Origin of the sequence: Devosia sp. MC532, assembly GCF_016461625.1 — a bacterium.
In the GTDB taxonomy this organism is placed as follows: domain Bacteria; phylum Pseudomonadota; class Alphaproteobacteria; order Rhizobiales; family Devosiaceae; genus Devosia.
In genome coordinates this window covers 1-12,250 of record NZ_JAEMNZ010000021.1, presented here as the reverse complement: position 1 = coordinate 12,250, position 12,250 = coordinate 1, and the positions used below count along the sequence as shown (strand labels likewise).

Here is a 12,250-nt window from a genome sequence, read left to right as displayed (position 1 = left end):
CTATATCGAGCGCTTCTATAACCCGAGGCGCCGGCACTCTACACTGGGTTATCTGAGCCCCGTAGACTACGAAGAAAAAGCTAAGTTAGCCTAACCGTGGGTCCACCGAACCGGCAGCAGCTCAATGTTTGTTGCCTAACATTTAGGGAGGTATGAGTCACTACTTTGGCGCGTTCCCGACCTCCATGCTGGACCACTGGTCTTGTTCACAAGATTGACAGATTTCATGCACTTGCGAAGGGGCGCTTGTTTATTGGCAAAAGTGCGCATTGGCACTCAGCCTCAGAGTACGATGCCGCGCTTAACCTCTTTTCTCTGACGTTAAAGGCTTCCCGAGATATCAGAGACAAGCGCTATATCGTCCGCACCATTTTCGGACGCTGGTATCTCTCGGAGCGGGGGCACAAGTTGCGAGAAGCAGTGCTCACCCTTCAGCCGTTTGCTCAGGCTAGACAGGGTGAAGAGGGGGTCTGCATAGCCTAAATGCAGGCCCCATAGCACTCGCTACAGACAGATCGGGATACGCGTCATTTACCGGACGCGTGCTGACGATATTCGTATTATATCCGGGATCCTGTTCCTGATATTTTTAGATAAGGAAAATATAGTCCGTTTTTGTGAGCGTTTTTAATTTCGGTCTACTATTGGGTGTTAATGCAATTACTAAACGACCACGGCATAACTTGTCGCTTCCGACGAAGTTGCGAATTCTTCCATCTTCGCGATGAGCCCGTCGGCAACAGTGTAGATCTGTACCCACTTGTTGGTGAGCTTTCCGTCTATACCTTCCATAACGTAACTTTCCTCGCCAAGCACAACAACGATATCGCCCTGCTCGATAAAGCTGAGGGGACGAAAATAGTCGATTGTCATGGCGGTAAAGCTTGTCGCGAAAAACTTCTCAGCGCCGCTTTTGCCTTCAAATCGTACCGACGGCATTTTTTGCGAGCCGTGATGTATCCACAGAGTGTCTTCGGATACGGTCGCAAGCGCCCCCGTTAGGTCCTTAGCGTTAAAGGCTTGGAACATACGATCGACGGCATTTCTGGCAGAACTTGTCATGGTAACCTTCTTCTGTCTTGGGAAAGGACTGGGCGGAGGCGCAAGGAATTTGCGCTACCGGCGTGGCCGGGCTTTAGCGGCTGAGCTGAAAGACTGTACGCAACATCGCGTCGAGCGCTGCGGGTGGGCGCCCGAGTAGGTGTTCGAGATCACGCGTTGCGATGTCGTATTGCCCTTCGCGGATATCCTGCACAGTGCCCATCGTCAGCCAGACCATAAAGTCGGGCAGCCCCATGGCGATGAGTTGCAGGCGGAAGTCGTCTTGCGCGATATCCTGATAGCCGAGCTGTCGGCCCGTGATGCGCGAAAGCGCTGCGGCGAGGTCGCCATAACTCCAGGCAGTGCCGCCGGTGAGTGTATATGTTTTGCCTGAGTGATGATTTGCGAGCAGCACGTTGGCCGCGGCCTCACCCATCTCGTCTCGCAGGGCATAGGGCACACGACCATCACCACCAGATAGGGCGATGCCCGTGCTCAGCGCACCGCCCCCGATAATCTGGGGAATGGCTTCGGCATACATTGTGTTACGCAAAAAGGTCCACGCCATGCCGGATTCCCGGATGCGGTCTTCCGTTTCAAAATGGCTGCCCATGAGCGACTTTACGGCCGAGGTCGCAATGTTGCGGATGCCGAGCCCGGTATAAACGATATGCTTGATGCCAGCGCGACGAGCGGCGGCGACAACAGCGGTTTGCTGGGCACCACGGTTTTGTGAAAGGGTCGAGACGAAAAGAAACCGCTCAACGTCGGCAAAGGCAGTTGTCAAGGAATCTGGATTGTCAAAATCGCCATGACGAATTTCAATGCCTTGATCTGCATATTGTTTTGCCTTGACCAGATCGCGTGCCAGAACGGCGAACCGTCCTTTGGCGCCGCGTTTGAGCAAATGATTTACGACAGACTGACCGAGTTGGCCGGTTGCACCGCTGACAAGGATCATGACACACTCCTCAGAACCTGATCCGAGGGTAGGACCTTCGCCGTTAGGAAGAACTATCAAGTTGTATAGTCGTCTTGGCCCTTCGCTAGAGAACCGAAATGTCCCGCGTCATGCATCACATGGAGGTCGAGCCCGAAGAGCACGATCTGTGCAAGAAGGCCTTTGTCTTGTCTATTCGCGACGCGCTTAATGTCGTCAGTGGCAAGTGGAAGCTAGCAATCGTTTGCACTTTACTGAGCGGCCCCAAGGGCTTCGCCGATATTGAGCGCCTCTTGGCCACCATCTCCCCCCGCATGCTCTCGCGCGAATTGCGGGAGTTGGAACTGAACGGCGCTATTGCCCGCTCCGGCGCGGAGGGAAGTATCGGCAAGTATGAGCTCACCCCATCCGGCAAAAAGCTGGAGGAAGTGGTCACTTTGCTCGCCCGCTGGGGGCAGGAGCATCGCGCCAGCGAGGCAAACGCTAAAGATGCGGCGACTGATAAGCCACTGGCATCAAGTGAACCATTGAGAAAAGTCGCACAAGCGCGCTGATCGGCACGACTGAGCGCCCTCCATTCTGCTGCCGCCATGCTGCACAGGACCGCAACCATGTTCCGCATCTGAGCGTTTGATCAGAAAGGGAGCAATTTGGCTTTTAGTGCCGTCCCGAAATCTCCGCAGGACCATTGGTAAACCCTACAATTCTGTCCGGGCAGCGAGTGCGACGGTAATGCTGCGAACGTCTCGCTGCCAATCGAACGCCACATGGGAATAAAGATTCCTCCAGACGATCCGGGTTTGGACAATGCTGCTCCTCGCTTTGGCCCGCTGAGCCACAGGGATTTCGCCTGCACTGAATTAAGCGCTGATCGGTAGGAACACCGCAAACCGTTTCAGCGCGGACTTGCTTGACGCCTAGCTCTCTCCACCGGCGCATTTTCCGCCGGGCGCGGTCGTTTTTTCGAGGTGACGTGCGTATGACTAGGCACAAATTCGCTAATCCGTGGGACGACGCTGCGCCGGTGCGCGAGGAATTATTCGGCATCGAACGATTGGAACAGCACGCTCGCAGTCTGGCGGCAGCTCAAAGCATTACTTCGCGTCCGCCATCCGTTTTCTCTTTGCATAGACGGCTGAAACAGAACGCGTCCGTATTATTGGCCGCCTATCGCAGCAGCGCACATGAGATCGAAAGTGACCGCGCCGTAGTACCGGCCGCAGAGTGGCTGTTGGACAATTACCATCTCGTCGACGAGCAAATCCGCGAAATCCATGATGATCTCCCGCCGAATTACTACCGCCAGCTTCCCAAATTAGCCGATGGCCCCTTTGCTGGCTATCCCCGCATTTTTGGCCTGACGTGGGCCTTCGTCGCGCACACAGACAGTCACTTCGATCCCGCGTCCCTGACGCGCTTTATTGCGGCATATCAACAGGTCCAGCCACTCACGATTGGTGAACTCTGGGCTGTCGCGATCACATTGCGCATTGTCCTGGTCGAGAACCTGAGGCGCCTTGCGGATCAGATCATAGTTGGACGCACTGCTCGGCTGGAAGCCGATGCCTTGGCTGACTCGCTGCTCGCCGAGGACACCAAAGGATCATCTGCGGTCCGCATGCCGAGTGCTGAGCTGTCGGAGTTGTTCGCAGCGCAGTTGGCCAAACGTTTGCGTGACCGCGATCCGAGGACGACGCCTAGCCTTGGCTGGCTCGAAGACCAATTGGCACGCCAAGGCAGTACGATTGAAACAGTCGTGCAGCATGCCCAGCAGCGCCAAGGCGCCTCCAATGTCACTATTCGGAATATCATTACCAGCATGCGGCTGATTTCCGATATCGACTGGGGGGAGCTTGTTGAAAGCGTCAGTCTCGTCGATGCATGCCTGTCTGATGGCAGCGACTTCGTTCAGATGGATTTCGCGTCACGCGATCTCTATCGCAGCGCAATCGAACAACTGGCGCGAGGCTCGACATTCACCGAACTCGAGATCGCTCAGTCCGCTTTGGCGCTCGCGAAAGATGCAGCCGAACAAGCAGGCTCTCCGACAGAAGCGGAGCGGCTGGGCGATCCAGGATATCATCTGATTGACCACGGTCGCCGGGCGCTTGAACGCGCTATCGGATTTCGTCCGAATGCTCAGCTCCACTTTGGCCGGACGATGGGGAAGTTGGGCATTGGCGGCTATGTCCTTGCTATTACCGCAATAACACTCGCGCTGGTGGCGTCGCTCGGCTGGATAGTGTCGGCCTCCGCGGTGCCTTCAGTCCTTCTTTTTGCATTTCTGGTTCTGGCAATTGTGCCAGCGAGCGAAGTTGCAGCAGCGGTTGTCAATCGCACGGTGAGTGTCGGAGTCAGGGCCGCAAGGCTTCCAGGTTTGGAACTCGCCGCTGGTATCCCGAGCGAATTGCGGACACTTGTCGTCGTGCCCACAATGTTGGTTGACCAAGCCCAGTTGCTCCAAGACATCGAGCAGCTTGAAGTTCACTATCTGTCTGGCGCTGGTGGAGACATTAGCTTTGCCCTTCTGACCGACGGGCTCGATGCAGACACTGAAACCGTAGAAGGCGATGAAGCGCTGTTGGATATTGGCCAACAGGCTATCTCGGCCTTGAACACGCGTCACGGTCCTGGACCCGCTGGCGATCGCTTTTTGCTCCTCCACCGCGCGCGGCGATTTAACGTGGGCGAGGGCCTTTGGATGGGCTGGGAGCGCAAGCGCGGCAAGCTCACAGAACTCAACTGGCTTTTGCGCGGCGCAGGCGACACCAGTTTCGGCACGCCCCACGTGCCGGCGGATGTCCGCTATGTGATCACCCTCGACGCGGATACCAAATTGCCTCGCGAAGCGACTGTGCGGCTTGTCGGTAAAATGGCTCACCCGCTCAATAGGCCGCGCTTGAATGCTCGTGGAGACCGGGTTGTGGATGGTTATGCGATTATCCAGCCGCGCGTCGCCACGTCGTTGCCGATTGGTCAAGACAGTTCATTGTACCAGCGGGTGTTTTCGGCGCCTGGGGGGATCGATCCTTATGCGGCGGCGGTCTCGGATGTGTATCAAGATCTCTTTGGCGAGGGGTCCTACACCGGTAAGGGCATTTATGACGTCGATGGGTTCGAGGCAGCGTTGGCTCGACGCATTCCGGAAAACACCATGCTTAGCCATGATCTGTTCGAGGGCATTTATGCCAGAGCGGGCCTGAGCTCCGACGTCGAAGTCGTCGACGATTTTCCGACCCGTTATGATGTCGCTGTGCGGCGACAGCATCGTTGGACCCGCGGCGACTGGCAACTGCTGCCTTGGCTCGTTCGGGATGGCAAGCTCCCCACTATCGGGCGCTGGAAAATGCTGGACAACCTGAGGCGATCACTGGTTGCGCCGACGGCGTTATTTGCCTTGTTCCTTGCCTGCCTGATGACGGAGCCAGCGAATGCAATTGCGATTGCCGCAATCCTTTTGGCCCTGATCATTCCAGTCTTTGTGCCAATTCTCTTCTCGATCTTGCCGCACAGTCCTGGGTTACAACTGCGCTCGCATCTGTTCGGCCTCGCACGAGATTTCAAGTTGGCAGCGCTGCAGGTTGGACTGGGCCTTGCCTTTCTTCCTGATCAAGCGTGGCGCAACGGCGATGCAATCGTGCGCACGCTGTTCCGGCTGACCGTCTCACGTAAACACCTGCTCGAATGGACGACGGCGGCAAGTGCGGGCCAGCGGGCGCGATTGACGCTGCTCGGGTTTTATCGCGACATGGCTAAGGGAACAGCTCTGGCCATATTGCTGTTCGCCGGAGCGATGGCGATTACGCCCACCTCGTTGGCGATAGCGCTGCCTTTGGTGTTGCTGTGGCTTGCCGCACCGGCCATCGCATTTTGGACCAGCCGGTCCCCGGCAACACGCCCAGATCGAGACTTGGGTTCGAGTGATGCCAAATATTTACGGCTGATCGCGCGGCAAACTTGGCGGTATTTTGAGACCTATGTCACGCCGCTGGAGAATATGCTGCCACCGGACAATTTCCAAGAAACACCGGTGCCCAGCGTCGCGCATCGCACATCTCCCACTAATATTGGGCTCTACCTGCTGTCCGCCGTGGCTGCGCGCGATTTTGGCTGGGCCGGTACTCTCGAAACCATCGACCGGTTGGAGAAGACCTTCGCGACGCTCGGCCAGATGCGGCGTTTCAACGGGCATTTTTTCAACTGGTATGACACGCGCGATCTGCGTGTCCTTGACCCGGCCTATGTCTCTTCGGTCGACAGCGGCAATCTCGCCGGGCATCTCATTGCGCTTGCCAATGCCTGCGCCGAATGGGCCGAAAGTGCGCCGTTAGACACGAGACAGGGACTTATGGACAATGTGGTGCTCGCCCGGAAAGCGCTGGCATTATCACCGAGCTCCGCAGATCCAACAATTTCTTCCGTACTGGACGAAATCCAAGCGCAGATGGAGACGCAACAGTCCTTCGATATCCTGCTTCCAACGCTGCTCCGCCTATCCGAAAAAGGGCTCAAGTTGGTGTCGTTGCGGTCATCGTCCACTGACATTGGAGGGCCTAGTGATCTCACCTATTGGGTATCAGCGTTCAATCGGCGCATTGTTGAGGCGACGCGTGACCGGCGCGCTTTGCAGACTGATCCTAAAGCGTTCCACGCCCGCCTGATTGCACTGGAGAGCGTCGCTCGCAGCATCGCTCTTGATATGGATTTCGCTTTTCTCCTCGATCCAGACAGGAAACTGCTTTCCATCGGATTTTCGCTTCCTGACAATAGGCTAGACCTGAATTGCTATGATCTGCTGGCGTCAGAGGCCCGACTAGCCAGCCTGTTCGCAATCGCTAAGGGCGATGTCTCTACCCGACACTGGTTCCGGCTCGGGCGCACGGCAACGCCGTTGGGCAATGGCTCAGCATTGATCTCTTGGTCGGGGTCCATGTTCGAATACCTGATGCCCTCGCTGGTCATGCGTGCGCCAGCGGAAAGTCTCCTCGACGCCACCAATCGACTGGTCGTCGCCCGTCAGGAGGCCTACGGCCGCGCCCGCAATGTGCCCTGGGGCATTTCCGAGTCCGCATACAATGTCCGCGATTACGAGTTCACCTACCAGTATTCGAATTTTGGTGTGCCGGGGCTCGGCCTAAAGCGTGGCCTGTCGAGCAATATGGTCATTGCGCCCTATGCGACGGGTCTGGCTGCAATGGTTGACCCACGAGCCGCAATCGAGAATTTCCGGCGCATTGAACGCATGGGCGCACGTGGCACTCATGGCTTCTACGAGGCGCTTGATTTTACGCGTTCCCGACTGCCGGACGATGATGATTTGGCGATAGTTCGAAGCTACATGGCGCATCACCAAGGGATGACGATTACCGCCATTGCCAATGTGCTGAGCGATGGCATCATGCGCGCACGCTTTCATCGTGAACCCATGATCAAGGCGAGCGAGCTTCTGCTCTCCGAGCGCGTGCCACGGGACGTTGCAATTGCCCGGCCACGCGCTGAAGAAATCAAGGCAGCCTCCGATCTGTCGGTAAACATGAGCCCAGTGGTGCGCAAACTTGCACTGCCATATCATGGGGCCCCAATCACGCATTTATTGTCCAATGGCCGCTATACCGTGATGCTGACTGCCTCCGGTAGCGGTTACAGTCGCTGGCGAGACATCGCCATCATTCGTTGGCGCGAAGATGTGACCCGCGATGACTGTGGTGCCTTCGTGTTTTGCAAAGACCTACGTACAGGCTTGGTCTTCTCGGCGACGCAGCAGCCGATGAACGACAGTGCTGAGGCAATAGTCGAATTTGGCGAGGACCACGCTCAATTTCGCCGCCACGACCAAACCATGACAACCGAAATGGACGTCCTTGTGTCTGGCGAAGACGACAGCGAGGTGCGGCTGGTTTGCTTCACCAATAGCGGGCGTCGCCCTCGTGACATAGAAGTGACCTCTTATGCCGAGCTTGTCTTAGCCGCAGCGGCCACAGACGATGCGCACCCGGCCTTCGCCAAGATGTTTGTTCAAACGGAATATCTGTCCGAGTTTGGTGCTCTCGTCGCCACGCGGCGCCGACGGTCGCCAAGTGAACCTGAAATCTGGGCGGCTCATTTCGCCGTGGTTGAGGGTGAAGTGCTGTCCGACCCACAATATGAAACTGACCGCTCCCGTTTCCTGGGGCGCAACCGCTCTCTGGGTGATGCGGCGGCTATTCACGACAACCAAGGGCTATCCGGTACCTTAGGGACTGTGCTCGACCCCGTGTTCGCACTGCGTCGACAGCTGCGCATTCCGCCGGGCAAAGTCGCGAAAATCGCTTTCTGGACTGTTGTTGCGTCCTCGCGTGTTGAATTGCTTGAACTGATCGACAAGCACCACGACCGGAGCGCCTACGAACGGGCTAAAACCCTCGCCTGGACCCAGGCACAAGTACAACTACACCATCTCGACGTATCTCTGGAGGAGGCAGCTGACTTCCAACGTCTCGCAGCACCCATCCTCTACGCCGATCCGGTTTTCCGACCCTCTTCAGATGCAATTATGGCAGGGGCCGGCCCCCAATCGGGACTTTGGCCGCACGGCATCTCGGGCGATTTGCCAATTGTGTTGCTGCGCATTGACGCCTTGGAAGACATGCCTCAGTTGCGCCAGATGTTGCGGGCGCACGAGTATTGGCGGATTAAACGGTTGGCCGTTGATCTTGTTATCATCAACGAGCGCGGCTCTTCCTATGTCCAGGACTTGCAAAACGCCATCGAAGCGGCCCTTCGGTCCAGCCAGTCCAGACCTCGCTATAACAACACCCCCGCGCAGGGTAACGTCTACTTACTGCGTGCCGATCTTTTGGGGCTTGAAACGCGCAATTTGCTCCAGGCGAGCGCGCGTGTGGTGTTCCTCGCGCGGATGGGCTCCATCGCAGACCAAATTGCAGACAAGGCGAGCAGAACTCCACCACTAAACGTGAAGCCTTTCATGCCCGCGCAGGCCTCCTCAGCAGAGACGGTCGCTCTGCCCGACGACCTCGAATTTTTCAACGGTCTTGGCGGGTTCGCTAACAATGGAACGGAATATGTGACCGCTCTCGACAATGGCGCTACGACGCCTGCACCATGGATTAACGTCGTCGCAAATGAGGGTTTCGGCTTCCAAGTTTCCAGTGAAGGCAGCTTTTACACTTGGGCTGGCAATAGCCGTGAAAATCAGATCACGCCTTGGTCAAACGATCCCGTTAGCGATCCCGTTGGCGAAGCGATCTACGTAAAGGACGAAGCGTCCGGTGCTCTTTGGAGCCCGACCGCGCGGCCGATTAGAAACAAGGGACGCTATCTCGCTCGCCACGGCTACGGCTATTCCCGCTTTAGCCATCAGGCTTATGGCATCGAAAGCGAGCTCGTCGCATATGTTCCGCTTGTCGATCCAGTGCGGATTTCCCGCATGACTTTGACCAACAGATCCCAGCGCGTCCGACGCCTGTCGATCACCAGCTACACTGAATTTGTGCTCGGCACTCAGCGCGGCGCGACCGCGCCTTTCCTCCTGACCAAAATCGATGCGGAGACTGGCGCTATCTTTGCCACCAACAAATGGGCGACCGCCTTTGGTGGCCGTGTCGCATTTACCGATCTGGGCGGTCGCCAGACGGCCTCCACTGCAGACCGCACCGAATTCCTTGGACGCAATGGCAGCACGGCGTCGGCCGCTGCCCTCTCGAGCCAGACAGGCCTTAGCGGGACAGCTGGCGCGGGCCACGACCCCTGCGCGGCGCTACAAACCAGCATCGAACTTGCGGTTGGAGAGAGCATCGAGATTGTCTGCCTACTCGGCCAAGCTGGAACAGAAGAGGAGGCGCGGCAGCTGATCGAGCGCTATCGCAGCGCTGATCTCGATGGCGTCTTGGCCGAGGTTGCCGCACACTGGCACTCCATTCTCGGCGCTGTTCAGGTGAGAACGCCCGATCGGGCGATGGATATCATGCTCAATGGCTGGCTGCTGTACCAAACGCTGGCCTGTCGCATCACCGCGCGTTCGGCCTTCTACCAGGCCAGTGGTGCCTATGGTTTCCGTGACCAGTTGCAAGATGGAATGGCGCTCTCGCTTGTCCGTCCGCAAGATAGTCGTCATCACATATTGCGCGCGGCTGGCCGCCAATTCATTGATGGCGATGTCCAGCATTGGTGGCTACCGCATTCGGGCCAAGGCGTGCGCACCCGCATTTCCGATGACTGCGTCTGGCTTGCATTTTCAGCCGCTACCTATGCTATCTCGACCGGCGATGCGGATATTTTCGATGAGCTTGTTCCCTTTATCGAAGGCCCAAAACTGGCCGAGGGCGAACACGACAACTTTTTCCAACCTATGATCTCGGAGCGTTCGGCATCCTTGTTCGAACACTGCGCGCTCGGCCTGGATTTAGCGATCAAATTGACCGGTCAGCATGGCCTACCACTCATGGGCACCGGCGATTGGAACGACGGGATGAACCGCGTCGGGGAAGACGGAAGAGGCGAAAGCGTCTGGCTCGGCTGGCTTCTTATTCGCGCTCTGGACCTCCTGATGCCATACGCCGACATCCGCGATCCCAAAAGGGCCAAACGCTGGAGACTGCACAGCATCAAACTCAAGGCCGCTCTCGAGCGTGAAGCATGGGATGGGGCATGGTATCGGCGTGCAACCTTCGATGACGGCTCCTGGCTAGGGTCGCAATCCAGCGACGAATGCAGGATAGACTCCATTGCCCAGTCTTGGGCTGTGCTGTCGGGAGGCGGCGATCCCATTCGCGCCAGCGTCGCTATGAGCTCCCTCGATCGACACCTCATCCGTCCGGACCTGGGCTTAGCGCTGCTTTTCACTCCACCCTTCGACCAGACGCCGCGCGATCCCGGCTATATCAAGGGATATCCGCCCGGACTTCGCGAAAACGGTGGCCAATATAGCCACGCCGCAATGTGGGCCATTCTCGCCTTCGCCAAACTGGGCCAGGGGAAAAAGGCGTTCGATCTTTTCGCGCTGGTGAACCCCATAAACCATGCGCTAACCGCAGAAGCAGTCGCCCTTTACAAGGTTGAACCATACGTCTTGGCAGCCGATGTTTATTCGGTGGCGCCGCACACGGGGCGAGGCGGTTGGACGTGGTACACGGGTTCTGCCGGTTGGATGTACCGTGCCGGTATCGAAGGCATTCTCGGCATCAGTCGCGAAGGTGACACGCTTATCATCAACCCGTGTCTTCCTGCCGATTGGCCTGGCTTTTCCGCCGAGCTGACCGTGGCTGGCACGCAATATGAGATCACCGTGCACAATCGCGGCGGTGATGCAGATAGCTTACCCAACGCAGTTCTCGATGGGGTGGCACTCGCCCCTCAAGGCAAGGTCGTCCGGCTACGACTGGACGGGGGGACGCACACCTTATCCATCACCCTCCGGCCATTGCCCAGATAGTCGCGTCCATGGCGCGGCTATCGCAAGGGTGGCGTTAAAGGTCCCTAATAGCCACACCGGGGCAAAAGTCGAGCATCCCCGCGGTCAGAGGGAGGCGGGGCTGCAACGGGTCAAATCGCCGATTGGACATAACTCGGAACACGCAATGGCCGAGATCAAGCATCCGGTGGCTAACACGTGCAGCTATCGGGTTGTGATGTGAGCCTAGCGCTCAAGACATCGTCTTCTCTCAAATCCGTGTCTTGAGTGCTGGTCTAGGCTCCACTTCTGTGGCTGCGCCTCATCATGGCTCAGTGCTTTCCCGAAGGATTGGGGAGGTAGATGATCTTCGTCACGCCGCTGCCGCCGTCGGTTTCCCATTGGTCAAGCGAAGCCGATTGTATCCGGGCATTGTACCCAGTCATCCAGCGGTCGACCTCACCAAGGGCCTCTTCCTGCGATATGCCTTTTCGGTCTTTGATCATCGATGCGAGTTGCAATGGTGATTTCAAAGTACTCAGGTCATATGGTGTCAGAAACGGCCACATCTTTCTTGCCTGATCGCGTTCGCGAAAAAGTTGATTGGTTTGCTTGTCATGTGAATTTGGTGCCCCGAACATTGGACATCTCCAGCAAAAGCGGGCGACGATTTAACGTGCCCCCAGATCTTGGACCACCCGCCTGGGGCTTTTCCGGGGGTATGCGTTCAGGGATGGCCGGATGCCCCTGACACATTCATGAGCGATATCGGCGGTTTGTTGCCGATGGCGCTGTGTGGGCGGACCTCGTTGTAGTCCTTACGCCATTCCTCCATCTTTGCCCGTGCGTCGTCAAGGCTCAGGAACCAGTGCGCGTTCAGG

The 12,250-nt window shown here is 57.3% G+C and carries 7 protein-coding genes; 3 read left to right on the top strand and 4 right to left on the bottom strand.

Features of this window, described 5'->3' with window-relative positions; all coding sequences use genetic code 11:
* Positions 1-94: IS3 family transposase (locus JHC09_RS17235; RefSeq protein ID WP_349236570.1), on the top strand; the 94-nt coding region annotated here is incomplete at its 5' end.
* 569 nt (positions 95-663) lie between these two features.
* Here JHC09_RS17235 and JHC09_RS16640 read toward each other — a convergent pair.
* Together JHC09_RS16640 and JHC09_RS16635 are read right to left on the bottom strand one after the other, a co-directional pair.
* On the bottom strand, positions 664-1,062 hold the full coding sequence (locus JHC09_RS16640; protein ID WP_199532897.1) for a nuclear transport factor 2 family protein: 399 nt from the start codon (positions 1,060-1,062) through the stop codon (positions 664-666).
* Between the two features lie 73 nt (positions 1,063-1,135).
* Positions 1,136-2,002, bottom strand: a complete 867-nt coding sequence (locus tag JHC09_RS16635) for an SDR family oxidoreductase (RefSeq protein ID WP_199532896.1) — start codon at positions 2,000-2,002, stop codon at positions 1,136-1,138.
* A gap of 98 nt (positions 2,003-2,100) precedes the next feature.
* Here JHC09_RS16635 and JHC09_RS16630 point away from each other — a divergent pair, with 98 nt between their 5' ends.
* Together JHC09_RS16630 and JHC09_RS16625 are read left to right on the top strand one after the other, a co-directional pair.
* On the top strand, positions 2,101-2,535 hold the full coding sequence (locus tag JHC09_RS16630; RefSeq protein WP_199532895.1) for a helix-turn-helix domain-containing protein: 435 nt from the start codon (positions 2,101-2,103) through the stop codon (positions 2,533-2,535).
* 425 nt (positions 2,536-2,960) lie between these two features.
* A complete protein-coding gene (locus JHC09_RS16625; protein WP_199532894.1) occupies positions 2,961-11,411 on the top strand; it encodes a glucoamylase family protein in 8,451 nt (2,816 codons plus the stop codon).
* A gap of 290 nt (positions 11,412-11,701) precedes the next feature.
* Here the strand turns inward: JHC09_RS16625 and JHC09_RS16620 are convergent, their stop codons facing one another.
* Entirely contained in the window at positions 11,702-12,010 is a 309-nt protein-coding gene (locus JHC09_RS16620) for a hypothetical protein (RefSeq protein WP_199532893.1), read from the bottom strand.
* Between the two features lie 86 nt (positions 12,011-12,096).
* Positions 12,097-12,250 (bottom strand): integrase core domain-containing protein (locus JHC09_RS16615; protein ID WP_199532892.1); only part of this gene is annotated, 154 nt, incomplete at its 5' end.

Bases quoted from the DNA above. Each gene is read 5' to 3' on its own strand.
- JHC09_RS16625 (WP_199532894.1), top strand. From the start codon at position 2,961: ATGACTAGGCACAAATTCGCTAATCCGTGGGACGACGCTGCGCCGGTG.
- JHC09_RS16640 (WP_199532897.1), bottom strand. From the start codon at position 1,062: ATGACAAGTTCTGCCAGAAATGCCGTCGATCGTATGTTCCAAGCCTTT.
- JHC09_RS16620 (WP_199532893.1), bottom strand. From the start codon at position 12,010: ATGTTCGGGGCACCAAATTCACATGACAAGCAAACCAATCAACTTTTT.
- JHC09_RS16635 (WP_199532896.1), bottom strand. From the start codon at position 2,002: ATGATCCTTGTCAGCGGTGCAACCGGCCAACTCGGTCAGTCTGTCGTA.
- JHC09_RS16630 (WP_199532895.1), top strand. From the start codon at position 2,101: ATGTCCCGCGTCATGCATCACATGGAGGTCGAGCCCGAAGAGCACGAT.